Here is an 18,316-nt window from a genome sequence, read left to right on the forward strand (position 1 = left end):
GGTTCAGATTGATGACGCCCGTTATCCCCTTTATGCTTAACTGATAAAAATGCTCAAAGTTTTAAGTCAGCCTTGCTAGCGGAGCAACAATGAAAGCGAATTCGGATGAACTGATCACCTTTGTCACGGTGGTGGAAAACGGCAGTTTCAGCCGCGCGGCGGAACGCCTGGGCCAGGCCAACTCCGTGGTGAGCCGCACGGTAAAAAAACTGGAAAACAAGCTGGGGGTGACCCTGCTCAACCGCACCACCCGGCAAATCAGTCTGACGCAGGAAGGAGAAAGCTATTTCCGCCAGGTGCAGAAGGTGCTGACAGAGATGGCGGCGGCGGAAAATACGCTGATGGAGAGCCGCCAGCGGCCGCAGGGGCTGCTGCGCGTCGATGCCGCCACGCCGGTGGTGCTGCATGTCCTGACGCCGCTGGTGGCCGAGTTCCGCATGCTGTATCCCGACATGTCGCTGTCGCTGGTCTCGTCGGAAACCTTTATCAATCTGATCGAACGCAAGGTGGATATCGCCATTCGCGTGGGGGAACTCACCGACTCCAGCCTGAAGGCGCGCAAACTGATGAACAGCTACCGTCAGGTGCTGGCCTCGCCGGCCTATCTGGAAAAATACGGCACGCCGACCACCGTGGAGGAGCTGCATCAGCACTGCTGCATCGGCTTTAACGATCTGGTGGCGCTCAACCGCTGGCCGCTTTCCTGCGCCGACGGCCGTCAACTGGAGATCGAACCGGAGCTGACCAGCAACAGCGGTGAAACCCATCGCCATCTGTGCCTGTATGGCAACGGCATCGCCTGCCTGTCCGACTTTATGATTGGTGAAGACGTGAAGCGCGGCGATCTGGTGCCGATCCTGACCGAGCAGACGCTGCCGCTCGCCATGCCGATAAATGCGGTGTACTACAGCGACAGCGCGGTCAGTAACCGGCTGCGCAGCTTTATCGATTTTATCAGCGCACGTCTCGGCCCGGTTCAGCCATAAAACAGGCGCCTTACGGCGCCTGCGTCATGATGAGCGGCGGTTCCGCTCGGATATGGCTACGGCCAGCGGCGCAGAACCAGCGAGGTGTTAATGCCGCCGAAGGCGAAATTGTTCGACTGAACAAATTCGGTCTCAATGGCGCGGTAATCCCCCATGATGTAGTCCAGATCGCCGCAGGCGCTGTCCGGCTCGCTCAGGTTAATCGTCGGTGCAAACCGACCGTCGCGCATCATCTCCAGCGCCAGCCAGGCTTCCAGCGCACCGCAGGCGCCCAGCGTATGGCCGAAATAACTTTTCATCGACGAAATTGGCGTACGGTTGCCGTAGATCGCCGCGGTCGCCAGACTCTCGGCAATATCGCCCCGATCGGTAGCCGTGCCGTGCGCGCTGATATAACCGATATCCGCGGCCGTCAGACCGGCGGCATCCAGCGCCTGCTGAATGCAGATCTGCATGGTTTCACGCTGCGGCTGAGTAATATGTGCGGCGTCGCAGTTGGTGGCAAAGCCGACAATCTCGCCGTAAATCGTCGCGCCGCGCGCCTGCGCATGTTCCAGCGATTCGAGGATCAGCGTCGCCGCGCCTTCGCCGATCACCAGCCCGTCGCGCTGACGGTCAAACGGTCGCGGCGTCAAATCCGGCCGCTGATTCTGCTGGCTGGTGGCGAACAGGGTATCGAACACCGCCGCCTCTGACGGGCACAGCTCCTCCGCGCCCCCCGCCACCATCACCGTTTGGTAACCGTGGCGGATGCTCTCATAGGCATAGCCAATCGCCTGGCTGCCGGAGGTGCAGGCGCTGGAGGTCGGGATCACCCGGCCGCGCAGGCCGAAAAACAGGCCGGTGTTGACCGCGGCGGTGTGCGGCATCATCCGCACATAGGTGGTGCCGGTAATATTGTGGGTGTGCTTTTCGGTCAGCATGGTGGCGAACTCGCTCACCGAGTCGGTGCTGCCGCTCGACGAACCGTAGGCGATGCCGGTCGCGCCGCTGGTCAGCACCGCGTCCTCCAGCAGGCCCGCCTGTCCGAGCGCCAGCTCGGTGGCGCGGGTCGCCAGCAGCGACACCCGCCCCATGGAGCGAATGCGTTTACGCGTGTAGTGCTCCGGCAAGGTAAAGTCCTCTACCGGCGCGCCCAACCGCGCATTCAGCCCCCGATACGCTTCCCACTGAGCCATATAGCGCACCGCGCTTTTCCCCTGCCGCAGACGCGCGTCAATCTGCTGCCAGTCGTTGCCGAAGGCGGTGATGCCCGCCATGCCGGTGATCACCACCCGCTGCGTCATACCATGCCTCCGTTAATGGAAATCACCTGCCGCGTCACATAGCCGGCAATATCTGACATCAGGTAGCTGGCCAGCCCGGCAACCTCCTCCGCCGTGCCCATCCGTTTTAACGGAATGGCGCGCATCGCCTCATCCCGCGCCAGTGGCTCCATATCAATCATGCCGGTATCAATCAGTCCGGGAGCAATGCAGTTAACGGTGATTTTGCGCTTCGCCAGTTCAATCGCCAGCGCCTTGCAGGCGCCGATCACCCCCGCCTTGGCGGCGCTGTAGTTGACCTGCCCGCGGTTGCCCATCACGCCGGACACCGACGACAGTGCGATAATCCGCCCGCCTTTACGCAGACCGATCATCGGCATCACGCACGGATGCAGCACGTTATAAAAACTGTCGAGATTGGTGTGGATCACGCCGTCCCAGTCCCCGTCGCTCAGCGCCGGAAACGCGCCGTCACGGGTGATACCGGCGTTATTCACCACGCCGTAGTAGGCACCGTGGCGCTCGATGTCCTGCTCCAGCCGCTCGCGGCACTGGACGCGGTCGCTGATGTCAAACTGAATCAGCCGCCCCTGACCGCCGGCCGCCGTAATGTGCTGCAGCGTCTGTTCTGCGCCGGCCCTGTCGCGGTGATAGTGCACCACCACATAAAAACCATCGGCCGCCAGACGGCAGGCGATCGCCTGCCCGATTCCTTTGCTGGCGCCGGTAACTAAAACGGAACGCGTCATGCGTTGCCCCCTGGATTGGTGAGTTGAGTAATTTCCTGTTGGTCGGGCTGGTAGGTATTAAGTCTGCCGTGTGCAACCTGCCGCCCATTCAGCGTCAGCGCGCATTCGAAACAGGCCAGCTTCTCATCCTGAAACAGCAGCCGGGCGCTGACCACCAGCTCACTGCCGGCGGCAAACGCCGGCTGCTCGCAGTGAATGGCGCGGCCGCCCAACAGCATGCCCAGCGCCGGCGGCCGGCCGGACTGGCGCCCGTGCCAGCCGCTCCAGACGCCGATGGTTTGCGCCATCAGTTCGACCGCATACCAGGCAGGCAGTGCGCCCTGTGCATCGAGAAATGGCGCCAGCACGCCGCGATCGCAGACGCTGACCGCGCAGCAGGCGCCCTCTTTATCCACGCTGATGACCCGCTCCAACAGCACCATCGGCGCCGCATGCGGCAAATAGTATTCAGCAGCCTGATAACCACTCATGGCAGCGCTCCTAACAGCAGGCAGGCATTATTGCCGCCAAAAGCAAATGAATTCGATAAAATCGTCCGCCGCGTCAGCGCCTGCGGCGCGGTCAGCAGATCGATCGCCGCCAGCTCGTCATCGCGCGGTGCCTGGCTGAAATCCTGCGCTGGCAGCGGCAGATCTTCCGTCAGCAGCAGCCAGCTCAGCCCGGCCTCCACCGCGCCGGCGGCGCCCAGCGTATGGCCGGTCAGATGTTTGGTCGAACTGCACGGCGTGGCGGAGCCAAAGATACGCTGCACCACCTGCGCTTCCATCGCGTCATTCAAGCGGGTCGCGGTGCCGTGCAGGTTGATGTAGCCAATATCCTGCGGCTGCAGCCCGGCGCTCTGTAGCGCCATCGCCATCGCCCGTTCCGCCCCCAGCCCCTGCGGATGCGGCGCCGACATATGCCAGGCGTCGGACGATTCGCCCACGCCCAGCAGCGCCACCGGCGCCGGCTCTGAGCTCAGAAGGATCAGCGCCGCGCCTTCGCCGATATTGATGCCGCTGCGCCCTTGGGCAAACGGCGTACAGCGCGTTGCCGACAGCGACTCCAGGCTGCGGAAACCATTAATCGCCATCCGGCACAGGCTATCGGCGCCGCCGACAATCGCCGCATCCACCAGCCCGGCGTCGATCAGCCGTTTACCGCTGATGATCGCCCGCGCGCTGGAAGAACAGGCGGTCGACAGCGTATACGCCGGCCCCTGTACGCCAAGCAGCACGCCAAGAAACTGAGCCGGATCGCCCAGCTCTTGCTGGGCATAATCATAGCCCGGCGGCCAGACGCCGTGCTGCTGGTAATACTGCAGCCCCAGCTCTCCTTCGTGGATCCCCGAGGTGCTGGTGCCGAGGATCACCGCCACGCGATCCGCGCCGTAGCGCGCTATCGCGTCCTCAACCTGCGGCGCAATCTGCGCCAACGCCGCCAGCAGCAGGCGGTTATTGCGCGAATCATGACGGCGCAACGTCGCCGGCACCGCCGGCAAGCTGTCTTCCACCGCGCCATACCATGACGGCTCATCGCCCAGCAGCCACTGGGTTTGCGGCTGCATGCCCGGCGCATGACCCGAACGCAGATTATGCGCGGTTTGCGCCAGAGTTGTGCCCAGGGCGCTGACCATGCCCAATGCGGAGAAATAAATCATCGCTTATTCATCCAGATTCTCAATGGCGATCCGGTAGTGGAACGCCGACTGACTGATGGATACCGGCTGGCGGCGCGCACTCGTCTGGTAGCGGATCTCACTGATCAGCGCCCCGCGATCGTCATACAGACGACGGCGATCGCCGCGATCCTCCAGCCGCCAGCCCGTCGGCAGTTGAGCCTGCCACTGCGCCTGCGGCCAGTAGCTCAGCATAATATCCGCCAGCACCTGGGCGGCCGGCGGCAGCTCACCCAGCTTGATAAACTGCTGACTGCGGATACCCTGTTCATCATAAACCAGATTAAACAGACGAATACCCAGCGGCGACATGCCCACCAGCGTCAGACGCTGACCGTCGGCGTTCAACAGCACCATCATCGTGTGCCGTTGTCCTTTTACCTGCGCGTTCAGCAACTGCTGCTGGCTGAACGGCTGCGCCAACGTCGGCGGTGGCAGGGCAACCCGTGTGCCGGGCTTCAGCCAGGCGCTGGGCGCATCGGGCGCGGAAGATGAACCGGCACAGCCGGTCAGCAACGCGCCAAGCAGCACGATCGGGAGCAATAGGCCGCGCATCAGACATTACCTCTTAACGTTTTTCTCAGGGTCAGCGGCGCCAGCAAAAACGCCACCGCAATGCCGCCGCTCAGGACGATGCCAAAACTGGCGATCGCCTGCGTATGGCTGAATACCAGCATGCCGAAGGTCAGCTGCGTGGTGAACACCGCCATAAAAATGGCAAACATCGAGGTGGTCGGCGTCCCGCGCGGATTGGTGAAAAACAGCGTGTAGTTGATACCAATCCCCAGCACCAGCACCAGCGCCAGCAGCGAAAACAGATTCAGCGTATGGCCGCTCAGCGCCAGCGCCGCAATGCCGCCGCCCAGCGACAGCAGGGTCGGCACCATGCAGCGCAGCGCGTGGCGGATACCGAAGCGCCACAGATAGATAGCCGCAATCGCCGCCACCGAGAGCATCAGCAGGTAGGACAGATACAGCCGGTAGTGGCCAAACAGTTCGCTGAACTCCGTTTTGCGGTCGATCCAGCCGCCGCCCGGCACCTGCTGCGCCAGCTTCAGCATCGCGGCGCTGTCCTGCACGCCGCTGACGGGAACCAGCGCCGCGCTGCGACCGTCCGGCAGCGACAGCCATAATAGCCGCCACCCTTCGCTGACCACGCTGGTTAACCATTGCTCCGGCTTCACCCAGCGCGCCTGCAGATCGGGCTGAACGACCGCGACGCCGGCCTGCTGCAGCTGCGCCGTCACCTGCGGGGCCACGTGCGCCAGCAGCGCCGCGTCTGCATGCTGCTGACGCAGAGAAGGCAGCGGCAGCAGGCGATAATCACCCAGCAGCCCCTGCCGCTGCGCCTGCTGCAGTTTAGGCCGCAACATTTCCAGCCGCTGCAGCGTCTGCTGCGCATTCTGCCCGTATATCACCAGCCATTTCTGATCGTTATGCTGCCCGGTCAAGGCGGCGATCTGCCGTTCTTGCTGCTGCAGCCCGGCGGGCAGCGACTGCAGCTGACCAATATCATCGTCAACACGCAGTTGACTGATGCCCACGACCACCACCACGGCGATCGCACCGGGCAGACCAAAACGCAGCAGCGGCCGACGCCAGGCCCGCAGCCAGCGCATTATCAGCGTCAGCCCCGGCGCGCTGCGCACCGGCAGACGCCGTGACAGCTGCGGGTACCAGCAGATCACCGTCATGCACGCCGCGCTCAGTCCCACGGCGGCGAACACCGCCAATTGCTGTAAGCCCGGGAACGGGGCGATTAACAGCGCCAGATAGGCCACCACCGTCGTCAGCAGCGCCATCGACAGCGCCGGCAGCAGCTTACGCAGGCTCTGCAACGGCGTCGACTGCCGGCCATGCACCATGCGCTCACTGAGGAAATACAGCGTATAGTCGGCAGAAATGCCGACGATGCTGATGCTCAGCACCAGCGTCATCAGATGAACTTCGCCGAACGCCAGCAAGGTGGCAACCGTTCCCGCCAGCGCGCCGACGCCGATCGACAGCGCACACAGCAGCAACGGCAGCGGCGAGCGGAACATCAGCAGCACCAGTAGAAATACGCCGGCTACAGAGGCCAGTCCGATGGTGGAAATATCGTGCTCAGCCTGCTGGCTGGCATAATCGCTGTAATACAGCGCGCCGCGCTTTAACACCTCACTGCCCGGAAAACGCTGCTGCAGCTGCTGTTGCAGTCCGTTCAACGTCTCTACCATCTGCCGCGCGCTGCGCATATCATAAGAAGAAGCGCGTAATTCGCCATGCAGCAGGTACCAGCTGCGCCCCTGCCGATCCTGCGCCGTCAGCCAGCCGTCCTGCAGACGCAGCGCGCCGCCGTTTTGCTGCTGCGCCAGCTGCGCGCCCCGCACCAACAGCAGCTGATCGTGCGTCAGTTCCTTGCCGCTGACCCCGGCGAACGCCGAATAGAGCTGGCCGAGGATCCATTGGCTTTGCGCCTCCGCGCCCTGCTGCAAGCGCTGGCGGGTGGCGTCATCCAGCAACGCGTTGCGATGCTGATAAAAGAACTGCCCCCACTGCTGCTGACGCCCGGCATCCAGCGGGCCGGCGACCTGCTGCAGCGCCGGCAGCGCCTGCAACTGCTGATACCACCAGGTCACCGCGGCGTCATCCTGCCCCGGCGCCGGGCTGACCAGCCACATCAGCTGGCGATCCAAACGCTGGCTGAAACCGTCCGCCAGCGCCTTCGGCACCTGGGACGGCGAGGCGTGCGGCAACAGCGCCAGCACGCTGCTGTTAATCTGGCTGCGCGGCGCCAGTACGCACAGCGCCGCGATCAGCGACAGGCAAACCACCAGCCAGCCATAAGCCAGGCGGCGGTGAATATTAGGGCGCAAAACGTTGCAGCTCCTCGGCGGTCAGCGTCGCCGGCACGGTACGCTGATTAAAGAAGCGAATATGGGTGGCGTCGTTTTGTTTATCATCGATATCGATGGTGTTCAGGAATTGGGCGCCGTTGAGCGTGATGCGGGTAAACAGCTTGTCCAGCGGCGTGGTTTTCGGCGTCAGCACCAGGCGCCAGTTTTCATCACCCCGATCGCTGAACTGCAGGGTAAAGTTTTGCTCCAACGCCTGACCGTCCGCATGAAACAGCGCGCTCAGCAGATGGTTGAACTGAAACATCTGCGGGTTATTTTCCGCCGTTATCACCTGCGGCGCCTGCCCGCCCACGGTTTGCACCATGCGCTTGTCATCCAGCAACAGCGTCAGCGGGAAGGGGCGCTGCTGCGCCCACCACAGCCCTTTCTGCTGGGAGATCAGCAACTCGCCGCCTGAGTACAGCGGCTTGGCCATGCCGCTGATGCTGCGCTGTTGCTCAAATTCGGCGCGCAGCACCGCCTGCTGGCTGAAGCGCTGTTGCAGCTGCGGCAGCGTGACGGCCTGCGCCCCCACGGCAAACAGGCACAGCGTCAGCAAGAGCCACATTTTCATCGCTTACCCTCCAGCTTGTCCAACAGCACCTGCGGCGCAGCAAAGCACATCTCCTGGCTGCTCGCCTCCACCGCCACCTGAATGGTGTAACCGCTGGTAGTACGCTGGCCGCTTTCCGCATCCAGGATCTGATAGCCGATACGCAGGCGATTCTCATACTCCTGCAGCATCGCGCAGACAATCACCCGCTGTTCAAAACGCAGCGGCGCGATATATTTCACCCGCGTATCCACGATCGGCCAGATATAGCCGGAAGCCTGCATCTGCCGATAGCCATAGTCGAACTGTTTCAGCAGCGCTTCGCGCGCCACTTCAAAGTAGCGAAAATAGTTGCCGTGCCAGACTACGCCCATCGCATCAACGTCGTGGAACGGCACGGTCATCTCCACCCGTACGGAAAAACGCGGATCGTCTTGCAGATTCATACCTCAGGCTCCTGTCGTGCAGGCGGCGTGGCCGCCAAGTGCCAGAAATCGAAAAAATTAAACCAGTCGAGCGGCGCCTGCAGGCAATAGTGCTCCAGCCGAGCCGCATAGCGATCCACCGCCTGCTGCAGCGCCCGCTGCCGATCGCCACGCGGCAGAGGCAGCGGGTCGGCGAAGGGTTCAAAGTAGACCCGCAGCTCGCCCTGCTGTTTAAGGCCGAACATCAGAAAGACCGGGCAGCGCAGCGCCGCGGCCAGCACGAACGGCCCCTGGGGAAAAGGCGCCGCCTGGCCGAGAAAGTCGCTCCAGACTACGCGCGGCTGTTCGCCGCGCTGGTACTGTCCGGCGGAGGTGCGGTCGCCGACGATGGCCACCCATTCGCCGGCGTTCAGCTTATCCATCAGCCGCATGGCCGTTTCCGGTCCCAGTGAGGAAACCTGGATCAGGTTCAGGTTGGCGCGCGGATTTACCTCTTGCATCACCTGGTTAAAGCGTTCGGCGTGTTCGGTAAACACCAGCGCATTGACCTTGACCGCGTCGCCCAATTCGCCCAACGCGCGGCACGATTCGATATCGCCAAGGTGCGATGCCAGAATCAGCGTGCCTTTGCCCGAGTCGATCTGCTGCCGACAACGCTGGCGATCCATCAGCCGGATCCCCTGCAGATCGCCCTGCCAGCTGGCCAGCTTATCCAGCATGGCATCGCCAAAACGCATAAAGTGGCGAAAGCTGTTCAGCGGCTGCGGTAACGGCTGTTGACGCTGCTGCGCAAAACGCCGCAGGCGCTGTAAATAATCGCGCGATGCCCGGCGCTGCGCGCGTCCGGTCAGCCAGAAATAGCCGGCCACCGGATACAGCAGCAGCTGAAACGCCCGGCGGCCGAACAGCTTGTACACCCTGAGCATCAGGCGAATGCCCCACAGCCCCTGGCGCTCACGCGCCGCCGACCAGTGCTGCGGTTCCGCCTGCCGCCGGCGCTGGCGTAATAAACGCGGAATGCGCGGCAGCATGCCGATAAACAACCGGGTATGCATCCAGGAAATACGCAGGTTGTCACGCAGCGCGTCGAAGTGGGAAATGCCGCCCGCCGGATAGATCACGCGGGTCGGTAAAAAGCGGCTGGGTACGCCGCGCCAATACAGGCGCACCATCACTTCAGTATCGAAATCCATGCGCTGCCCCAGCCGGCGGCTGTTCAGCAGTGCCAGCGTTTCTGCCAGCGGATAGACGCGAAAGCCGCACATGCTGTCCTGCAGAGAAAAGGAGAGCGTTTCCAGCCATACCCAAAAGTGGGTGATATAGCGGCCATACAGTCGCGCCTTCGGTACCGATTCATCGTATACCGGGCGGCCGGAGATCAGCGTATGCGGATAACGGCGGGCCTCATCCAGCATGGCTGGAATATCGCTTAATTGATGCTGGCCGTCGGCGTCCAGCTGCAGCGCATGGCTGAAGCCACGCTGCTGTGCCAGTTGCAGGCCGGCGCTTACCGCGCCGCCTTTACCGCGGTTTTGTTCCAGCCGCTGCAGCGTCATCCACGGCCACTGCGCCGCCAGACGCTGTAATTCCGTCGCCGTCTCGGCATCGCTGCCGTCGTCAATCACCAGGCACGGCAGTTGATAGGCCGCCAGTTGCTCCAGGACACCGGCCATCATCGCGCCGTGATTAAAACAGGGGACGATCAGGCAGGGCAGAAACTCACGATTCAGCGGCATAGTGCAATCTTCCCGCTGCTGGCGATAACCTCACCGACGCGATAGCTGAACAGCAGTTTCTGCCGGGCCGGCTGCCACTCCAGCAACAGCGTCACCGTCTCCAGCGGCAGAATCGGCCGCTGAAACTTCAGCACTTCCATACCGCAGAAATCACCGTCAATCGGCAACAGCGCGGCGGCGAACTGCATCGCCCAGTTAACCTGCGCCACGCCGGGCAAGATAGGGTGCCGGGGGAAATGACCGCGAAACCACGACAGCTCTGCGGGCAGCCGCATCGTCACCGTGGCGTGGGTCGTATCCGTTGTCTGCTGTTGCAGCACCTCGGGATGCATCATAAAAAGAGTTCCTGTAATTCAGCGTAGGCGCGTTTCCCCTGCGGATTGCGCGGGATCGCCGTGACAATCCGCCAGCTGCGCGGCAGCGCCACCGGCTCCAGCCACGGGCGCAGCGCCTGATGTAAACGCCGGGTGAACAGACCTTCCGACAGCGTCTGCCGTTCGGCGCGGCCCTGTGCCGACAGGACAATCACCGCCCCCAGGCTGATGCGCCCTTTACGCCGCAACGGCAATACCGCCGCATCGCTGACGGCCGGCAGCGCCCGCAAGCGTCGTTCCACTTCAGTCAGCGACAGGCGCTTTTCTTCGATTTTAATAATGCGGTCGCTGCGCCCCTGCAGGTGAAAATAACGCGTATCCGCCGCCGGTTGCAAAATATCATTCAGCGACAGCGGCGCATCCAGCAGCGGTGAGTCAATCTGCGGCTGCCCCTGCGCATCAAGCTGCAGGGTGACGCCGTCAAACAGGCGCCACGCCGTCTCTGGCTGATGCTGCTGCCGCCAGCCGATAATGCCGGTTTCCGTCGCACCATAAATCTCCAGCGGTAACGTCCCCAGCAGATGCTGCGCGCGCTGCGCCTCTGCGAACGGCAACGGGCCGCCGGCGGAGAACACCAGCGCGCAATCCAGCGGGCTTAACGCAGCGTCCAGCCGTGTTAGCCAGGCCGGGCTGCTGATAAACAGCAGTTGCCCCACCTGACGTTTGGCAATCAGTTGTTCATGATATTCCGTAAGTTGCGCATCGAACGGCACGCCGCAGGCCATCGGCATAAAAATCCGGAAGCTCAGGCCATATAAATGCTGATGAGAAACGGAGGCCGCGATCCAGCGCCCCTGAAACTGCGGCAACCAGCGGGTTGCCAGTAACGCGCATTCTTCATCCAGCGCCGTAACCGGCTTATGTACCTTCTGCGGCTCCCCCGTCGAACCGGAGGTATAGAGAACCAGGCTGGCGGCATCCGGCCAGTCCGGCAACGCGGCGCTGCCTGCGGCGCCTTCTTCGACCGTCAGCCTCGGTACGCCAAGCATCAGCGGCAAATCACTCAACAACGCATCAAAATCCGCGCGCTGCTCTTGCAAAATGGCTTCTCGCTGATGGCCGAAGATAATCGGCACTTTGCCGCAGTACAGCGACGCTAACAACGCGACCGTAAAACGGTAGCAGTCATCGAAGCAGAGCGCCCAACGCTTTTCCCTATGCGCGTTAAGCTCGCGATACAGACCGGCGACATCGCGACGCAGCTGAGCCAGCGTTATCCGCAGCTCACCGCGCCAGGCGACCACGGTATCAGGCGCTCGCTCCTGCGCCAACCAGCGGCTCATCGGCAAGGTCAGCGGCGTTTTACCCTTTGTCTCGCGATCCATTCTCCCCCCATCAGGGCGCCCATCAGCAGGTAACTGATCCCGCCGTTGTATAACGTCCATAGCTTGATATCCCCCAGTTGGCAGGTGATTAATGCTATTGAGGCGTTGACAATAAAGAACCCGCACCAAACCTGGGTGACCCGGCGCGTATAAGCCACGCCCGCGGCAGACAGCGCCGGTTCGCGCAGACGCGCCAACCGCTCGACCACCGTCGGGGGAAACCACAAGGAATAGGCGAATAACGCCAGCAACAGCAGGCTGACCAACACCGGGTAGTACAGCAGCCAGCGGGATTGCCCCAGCAACCAGCTGCTCACGGCCAACACGATGCCCACCAGAGCCAGCATTTTCGCCAGGCCGCCATGCTGACGCCATCCGCCGCGCAGCGACAGCAGGCGCAGGGTGAAGAGTAAAGCCAGCAATGGCGCCAGCAGCTGCGTACCCCAACGGCTGACGCCAAACCATACCGCAAACGGATACAGCGCCAGCAGCAGCCAGGTCAGCGCCTGTAACAGCGTCCGACTATGCGCCAGCCAGCGTCTCACCGTGCGCCACCTGTATCAGTTTCCAGGGTTAAGCAATTGATCGATAGCATCGACCACGTCTTGTACCGTACGCACCGATTTGAACATTTCCGGTTTGATCTTCTCACCGGTGATCTTTTGCAGATGCACCACCAGGTCTACGGCGTCGATGCTGTCCAGATCCAGCTCGTCATACAGGCCGGACTGCGGCGTAATATCCTGGGCATTAAGCTCAAACAGCTTCGCCATCAGCGTCTGAACCTCTACAAAAATCTGCTGCTTATCCATGAAAACCCCTTATTTGCTACGCTGTGCGGAAACAAACGCGGCCAACGTTTCCACAGAATAAAAATGCTGACGCATATCGTCGCTTTCGGCCGACAGCACAACGCCATAGCGGTTTTTCAACGCCAGCCCCAATTCCAACGCATCAATGGAATCCAGTCCTAATCCTTCGCCGAACAAAGGCGCCTGTGTGTCAATCTCATCCGGCGTCATGCCTTCAAGATTGAGCGAATCAATAATCAATTGCTTGATTTCGGTGCTCAATAAATGCATTCCACTATTTCTCATTATTTATAGAATCTGACTGTAAGGCGTCAGTTAAATGCTGGGTTAAACGTCTTGCTGCGCGGGCAGGAGAAACATCGTCCTCGCGCATAAAAGTGCGCGTATCGATCTTATCCAGAACAGTTACGCGAAACTGCGGTTTTGTCGCCGGGATATTATACCATTTGCCCTGTTTCGTCAGCATTGGCGGCTCGCAGTGGATCTGCACCAGTCGGATGGGACATTGGCTGCGAATCGCGATATTCGCCGCACCGCGCTGCAGCGTCAGCATGGTTCCCGGCGTGGTGCGCGTCCCCTCCGGGAAGATGAGAATCGTGCCGCCGCTGGCCAGACGTTGCCGGCACTGCTCCAGTAAACGCTCAGATTCGGCATTCGCCAGATAACCGGCCGCCTTAATCACGCCGCGCACGAATACATTGCGCAAAAGCGCCTGTTTAACGATGCAGTCGCAACGCGGCATGCGCGAAGCCAGTAGCACATAGTCCAATAGGCTGGGATGATTGGCGATCACCAGACAGCCGGCATCCTCTTGCAGACGTTCTTCATGCTCGAAAGCATAATCGAGTACGCCGAAAAAACGGCAGGCGGCCAGAAAAACGCGAAAGCTGTGACGGATAGAATCCTGAGTTAGCTGATGACGCCGGGCCGAATCACGCACCAGCAGGCGCAGCAGATTGAACCAAACGCAGGAGAGCAGCAGGCCGCCGACGCCAAACAGGGCGAATAATCCGCCGGTCGCAACCACGCGCCAGCTGCGGTTCAGCCACGATGAGGGTGGCGTGGGGTTAGCTTTCCTAGCCATCATACGTCCAGCGCCAATCGTGTCGCGGACCCGGCACGATAAACTCTGTTTGCCCGCTTAACCAGTGGCGCAGGAAGGATAAACTTTGTGGTAAAGACTCAGCGGTCGCTTGCCTGGCGACCGGCACGCATTGTAATGACTCCCCCGCCGCCAACAGCAGCGCCAGCGCATAGGGGCGAGCGGTTAACGTGACAAAAGGCTGGTAGTCCTCAGGCAGCGCACCGTCAAAATCCACCAACAAAACCCGTTCCGCCGCGCCGCTGGCCAATATCCCCTGCGCTTCCAGTATTCCCTGTTGAAAACTGTCTTCGCCAGCGGCCAGAGAGGTGGTGGGTAAGGTATTTTTAGCAATGATGGTTAACCAGCCTGCGGCGGTATTATGCACCGACATGGCAAAATCGGTCGGCGACAGCGGTTGTTGCTGGTTCAGGTGCTGCAGGATCTTATGGGTGCGCTCCAGCTCGCCGTGGCGGCTGGTAAAGATGGCCATATCCACAGCCTGCTGCTCCAACAATGTCAGACCACATTCGACGGCCAAGCGTGTGCCTGCGCTCATGCGTCGTAAAGACATCATGGGAATATGTGGGCAAGGAGGCAAAGTCTGCGTGGTTATCTCGCCATGTGGCTGTCTGGCCCACTGACGCCAGCTATCTGCAGTTTCACGCCCGTCGGCCAACGCCCACCAATTGAGTATCTTCATGCGACCCGCTTGTCACCAGAATATATCGTGCATAAATTTATGATATTTACCCCCGGATAACATGGCTAAAAGTCTGATTTTATAGCCTGCATTTATTTTAGTGAAAATAAATTTTATTTATTAGTCAGTTAACTATATATCAACCTGCCAGTGTCGCATTGTGCTAACGCATTAAAGCCGAACGAGACAGGAATAAAATAGGCTGATAACCGCAGCGTTCTTTCCAGGGTAAGGTACTAAGAGTTTTATTAGGTGTGATTTTTGCACATGAAAAAGCCCTGAGTCAGAGACTCAGGGCTTATCAATAAAGTGGCGGAACGGACGGGGCTCGAACCCGCGACCCCCTGCGTGACAGGCAGGTATTCTAACCAACTGAACTACCGCTCCACCGATTCTGTTACGTTGCTTTTTTCAAAGCAGCAAGGCTTCTTCTGAGCCTTGCAATTATCAGGCGTCACTCTGATAACGTTTATTTGATGCCTGGCAGTGTCCTACTCTCGCATGGGGAGACCCCACACTACCATCGGCGCTACGGCGTTTCACTTCTGAGTTCGGCATGGGGTCAGGTGGGACCACCGCGCTATTGCCGCCAGGCAAATTCTGTTTCAATCAACCCGCAACGCTTCCACGTCGCCAGTCAATCCAATCTCGGAACTTCGCTGAAAATTATTCGTATCATCCTGATACTCACCCCTTCGGGGCCAACGCTCCGCGTTGTTCAAAATCGTTCCCGACGATTTTGTCATCCGTCTCTAAAACACCTTCGGTGTTGTAAGGTTAAGCCTCACGGTTCATTAGTACTGGTTAGCTCAATGCATCGCTGCACTTACACACCCAGCCTATCAACGTCTTAGTCTTAAACGTTCCTTCAGGGGCCTTAAAGGCCCAGGGAAGACTCATCTTGAGGCAAGTTTCGCGCTTAGATGCTTTCAGCGCTTATCTTTTCCGCACTTAGCTACCGGGCAATGCCATTGGCATGACAACCCGAACACCAGTGGTGCGTTCACTCCGGTCCTCTCGTACTAGGAGCAACCCCTCTCAATCTTCCAACGCCCACGGCAGATAGGGACCGAACTGTCTCACGACGTTCTAAACCCAGCTCGCGTACCACTTTAAATGGCGAACAGCCATACCCTTGGGACCTACTTCAGCCCCAGGATGTGATGAGCCGACATCGAGGTGCCAAACACCGCCGTCGATATGAACTCTTGGGCGGTATCAGCCTGTTATCCCCGGAGTACCTTTTATCCGTTGAGCGATGGCCCTTCCATTCAGAACCACCGGATCACTAAGACCTGCTTTCGCACCTGCTCGAGCCGTCACTCTCGCAGTCAAGCTAGCTTATGCCTTTGCACTAACCTCACGATGTCCGACCGTGATTAGCTAACCTTCGTGCTCCTCCGTTACTCTTTGGGAGGAGACCGCCCCAGTCAAACTACCCACCAGACACTGTCCTCACCCCCGATTAGGGGGCCGAGTTAGAACATCAAACATTAAAGGGTGGTATTTCAAGGTTGGCTCCATGCAGACTGGCGTCCACACTTCAAAGCCTCCCACCTATCCTACACATCAAGGCTCAATGTTCAGTGTCAAGCTATAGTAAAGGTTCACGGGGTCTTTCCGTCTTGCCGCGGGTACACTGCATCTTCACAGCGAGTTCAATTTCACTGAGTCTCGGGTGGAGACAGCCTGGCCATCATTACGCCATTCGTGCAGGTCGGAACTTACCCGACAAGGAATTTCGCTACCTTAGGACCGTTATAGTTACGGCCGCCGTTTACCGGGGCTTCGATCAAGAGCTTCTGGTTACCCATAACCCCATCAATTAACCTTCCGGCACCGGGCAGGCGTCACACCGTATACGTCCACTTTCGTGTTTGCACAGTGCTGTGTTTTTATTAAACAGTTGCAGCCAGCTGGTATCTGCGACTGGCTTCAGCTCCATCCGCAAGGGACTTCACCTACGCGCCAGCGTGCCTTCTCCCGAAGTTACGGCACCATTTTGCCTAGTTCCTTCACCCGAGTTCTCTCAAGCGCCTGGGTATTCTCTACCTGACCACCTGTGTCGGTTTGGGGTACGATTTCGTGTTACCTGGAGCTTAGAGGCTTTTCCTGGAAGCTTGGCATCAACTACTTCTGCACCGTAGTGCATCGTCATCACGCCTCAGGGTTAACAAGCAACCGGATTTACCAGGTCACTCCCCCTACACGCTTAAACCGAGACAACCGTCGCTCGGCTAGCCTAGCCTTCTCCGTCCCCCCTTCGCAGTAACACCAAGTACAGGAATATTAACCTGTTTCCCATCGACTACGCTTTTCAGCCTCGCCTTAGGGGTCGACTCACCCTGCCCCGATTAACGTTGGACAGGAACCCTTGGTCTTCCGGCGTGCGGGTTTTTCACCCGCATTATCGTTACTTATGTCAGCATTCGCACTTCTGATACCTCCAGCATGCCTCGCAGCACACCTTCAACGGCTTACAGAACGCTCCCCTACCCAACAACGCATAAGCGTCGCTGCCGCAGCTTCGGTGCATGGTTTAGCCCCGTTACATCTTCCGCGCAGGCCGACTCGACCAGTGAGCTATTACGCTTTCTTTAAATGATGGCTGCTTCTAAGCCAACATCCTGGCTGTCTGTGCCTTCCCACATCGTTTCCCACTTAACCATGACTTTGGGACCTTAGCTGGCGGTCTGGGTTGTTTCCCTCTTCACGACGGACGTTAGCACCCGCCGTGTGTCTCCCGTGATAACATTCTTCGGTATTCGGAGTTTGCATCGGTTTGGTAAGCCGGGATGGCCCCCTAGCCGAAACAGTGCTCTACCCCCGAAGATGAGTTCACGAGGCGCTACCTAAATAGCTTTCGGGGAGAACCAGCTATCTCCCGGTTTGATTGGCCTTTCACCCCCAGCCACAAGTCATCCGCTAATTTTTCAACATTAGTCGGTTCGGTCCTCCAGTTAGTGTTACCCAACCTTCAACCTGCCCATGGCTAGATCACCGGGTTTCGGGTCTATACCTTGCAACTAGACGCCCAGTTAAGACTCGGTTTCCCTACGGCTCCCCTATTCGGTTAACCTTGCTACAAAATATAAGTCGCTGACCCATTATACAAAAGGTACGCAGTCACACCACGAAGGTGCTCCCACTGCTTGTACGTACACGGTTTCAGGTTCTATTTCACTCCCCTCGCCGGGGTTCTTTTCGCCTTTCCCTCACGGTACTGGTTCACTATCGGTCAGTCAGGAGTATTTAGCCTTGGAGGATGGTCCCCCCATATTCAGACAGGATAACACGTGTCCCGCCCTACTCATCGAACTCACGACCTGTGCATCTTCGTGTACGGGACTATCACCCTTTACTGTGCGACTTTCCAGACGCTTCCACTGACACACAAGCCGATTCAGGTTCTGGGCTCTTCCCCGTTCGCTCGCCGCTACTGGGGGAATCTCGGTTGATTTCTTTTCCTCGGGGTACTTAGATGTTTCAGTTCCCCCGGTTCGCCTCATGCCACTATGTATTCATGACATGATAGTGTGTCGAAACACACTGGGTTTCCCCATTCGGGTATCGTCGGGTGTAACGGTTCATATCACCTTACCGACGCTTTTCGCAGATTAGCACGCCCTTCATCGCCTCTGACTGCCTAGGCATCCACCGTGTACGCTTAGTCACTTAACCTCACAACCCGAAGGTGTCTTCCGACATCGTCGTGTTGCTACATTTGAGAGACTCTATGACAGGTTACTCCTCATCCCGAACGTCTACGGGGGA

At 59.5% G+C, this 18,316-nt stretch carries 17 protein-coding genes, 1 tRNA gene and 2 rRNA genes; 1 reads left to right on the forward strand and 19 read right to left on the reverse strand.

Translation table 11 applies throughout. From position 1 onward, the window contains the following. Positions 1–89 precede the first annotated feature (89 nt). Positions 90–986, forward strand: a complete 897-nt coding sequence (gene yafC / locus HF675_RS19015) for a DNA-binding transcriptional regulator YafC (protein WP_187043583.1) — start codon at positions 90–92, stop codon at positions 984–986. 56 nt (positions 987–1,042) lie between these two features. Here yafC and HF675_RS19020 read toward each other — a convergent pair whose 3' ends face one another. The 19 genes from HF675_RS19020 to HF675_RS19110 all read right to left on the reverse strand — a co-directional run bounded on the left by HF675_RS19020 (position 1,043) and on the right by HF675_RS19110 (position 18,223). Further along, positions 1,043–2,272 (reverse strand): beta-ketoacyl-ACP synthase, encoded by a 1,230-nt coding sequence (locus tag HF675_RS19020; RefSeq protein ID WP_105229895.1) that lies wholly within the window; start codon positions 2,270–2,272, stop codon positions 1,043–1,045. Next, positions 2,269–3,000 carry a 3-ketoacyl-ACP reductase FabG2 gene (locus HF675_RS19025; RefSeq protein ID WP_105229894.1) on the reverse strand — a complete coding sequence of 244 codons (732 nt, stop codon included), beginning with the start codon at positions 2,998–3,000 and terminating at the stop codon, positions 2,269–2,271. The genes HF675_RS19020 and HF675_RS19025 overlap by 4 nt, the downstream gene beginning before the upstream one ends. Continuing rightward, positions 2,997–3,470 (reverse strand): 3-hydroxy-fatty acyl-ACP dehydratase, encoded by a 474-nt coding sequence (locus tag HF675_RS19030; protein ID WP_105229893.1) that lies wholly within the window; start codon positions 3,468–3,470, stop codon positions 2,997–2,999. Before HF675_RS19030 ends, HF675_RS19025 begins: the two co-directional genes overlap by 4 nt. Further along, positions 3,467–4,639 carry a beta-ketoacyl-[acyl-carrier-protein] synthase family protein gene (locus tag HF675_RS19035; protein WP_187043584.1) on the reverse strand — a complete coding sequence of 391 codons (1,173 nt, stop codon included), beginning with the start codon at positions 4,637–4,639 and terminating at the stop codon, positions 3,467–3,469. Before HF675_RS19035 ends, HF675_RS19030 begins: the two co-directional genes overlap by 4 nt. Positions 4,640–4,642: 3 nt before the next feature. Next, complete coding sequence (locus tag HF675_RS19040; RefSeq protein ID WP_105229891.1) at positions 4,643–5,212, reverse strand: DUF3261 domain-containing protein; 570 nt, start codon at positions 5,210–5,212, stop codon at positions 4,643–4,645. Next, positions 5,212–7,512, reverse strand: a complete 2,301-nt coding sequence (locus tag HF675_RS19045; RefSeq protein WP_187043585.1) for an MMPL family transporter — start codon at positions 7,510–7,512, stop codon at positions 5,212–5,214. Before HF675_RS19045 ends, HF675_RS19040 begins: the two co-directional genes overlap by 1 nt. Further along, positions 7,502–8,107: an outer membrane lipoprotein carrier protein LolA gene (locus HF675_RS19050; protein ID WP_187043586.1), complete on the reverse strand. Its 606-nt coding sequence runs from the start codon at positions 8,105–8,107 to the stop codon at positions 7,502–7,504. The genes HF675_RS19045 and HF675_RS19050 overlap by 11 nt, the downstream gene beginning before the upstream one ends. Then, positions 8,104–8,532 (reverse strand): thioesterase family protein, encoded by a 429-nt coding sequence (locus HF675_RS19055; RefSeq protein WP_105229888.1) that lies wholly within the window; start codon positions 8,530–8,532, stop codon positions 8,104–8,106. Before HF675_RS19055 ends, HF675_RS19050 begins: the two co-directional genes overlap by 4 nt. Further along, on the reverse strand, positions 8,529–10,247 hold the full coding sequence (locus HF675_RS19060; protein WP_105229887.1) for a glycosyltransferase: 1,719 nt from the start codon (positions 10,245–10,247) through the stop codon (positions 8,529–8,531). Before HF675_RS19060 ends, HF675_RS19055 begins: the two co-directional genes overlap by 4 nt. Continuing rightward, positions 10,238–10,582, reverse strand: coding sequence for a 3-hydroxyacyl-ACP dehydratase FabZ family protein (locus HF675_RS19065; protein ID WP_105229886.1), 345 nt, complete (start codon positions 10,580–10,582; stop codon positions 10,238–10,240). The genes HF675_RS19060 and HF675_RS19065 overlap by 10 nt, the downstream gene beginning before the upstream one ends. After that, positions 10,579–11,946 (reverse strand): AMP-binding protein, encoded by a 1,368-nt coding sequence (locus HF675_RS19070; protein ID WP_187043587.1) that lies wholly within the window; start codon positions 11,944–11,946, stop codon positions 10,579–10,581. The genes HF675_RS19065 and HF675_RS19070 overlap by 4 nt, the downstream gene beginning before the upstream one ends. Next, complete coding sequence (locus HF675_RS19075) at positions 11,913–12,491, reverse strand: hypothetical protein (protein WP_187043588.1); 579 nt, start codon at positions 12,489–12,491, stop codon at positions 11,913–11,915. The genes HF675_RS19070 and HF675_RS19075 overlap by 34 nt, the downstream gene beginning before the upstream one ends. Positions 12,492–12,506: 15 nt before the next feature. Further along, positions 12,507–12,758: an acyl carrier protein gene (locus tag HF675_RS19080; RefSeq protein WP_187043589.1), complete on the reverse strand. Its 252-nt coding sequence runs from the start codon at positions 12,756–12,758 to the stop codon at positions 12,507–12,509. 9 nt (positions 12,759–12,767) lie between these two features. Further along, the gene (locus HF675_RS19085; protein ID WP_105229882.1) at positions 12,768–13,028 is read right to left on the reverse strand and encodes a phosphopantetheine-binding protein; all 261 of its coding nucleotides are present in this window, start codon (positions 13,026–13,028) and stop codon (positions 12,768–12,770) included. 4 nt (positions 13,029–13,032) lie between these two features. Next, on the reverse strand, positions 13,033–13,842 hold the full coding sequence (locus tag HF675_RS19090; RefSeq protein ID WP_105233217.1) for a 1-acyl-sn-glycerol-3-phosphate acyltransferase: 810 nt from the start codon (positions 13,840–13,842) through the stop codon (positions 13,033–13,035). Further along, positions 13,835–14,542: a beta-ketoacyl synthase chain length factor gene (locus HF675_RS19095; RefSeq protein ID WP_187043590.1), complete on the reverse strand. Its 708-nt coding sequence runs from the start codon at positions 14,540–14,542 to the stop codon at positions 13,835–13,837. Before HF675_RS19095 ends, HF675_RS19090 begins: the two co-directional genes overlap by 8 nt. A 310-nt stretch (positions 14,543–14,852) precedes the next feature. Next, a tRNA-Asp gene (locus tag HF675_RS19100) sits at positions 14,853–14,929 on the reverse strand. Positions 14,930–15,020: 91 nt separating this feature from the next. Then, positions 15,021–15,136 (reverse strand): 5S ribosomal RNA (gene rrf / locus HF675_RS19105). A 179-nt stretch (positions 15,137–15,315) separates the two neighbouring features. After that, positions 15,316–18,223 (reverse strand): 23S ribosomal RNA (locus tag HF675_RS19110). Positions 18,224–18,316: the final 93 nt, after the last annotated feature.

The sequence above is a fragment of the Serratia sp. JUb9 genome (assembly GCF_014298095.1).
GTDB lineage: Bacteria > Pseudomonadota > Gammaproteobacteria > Enterobacterales > Enterobacteriaceae > Serratia_B > Serratia_B rhizosphaerae.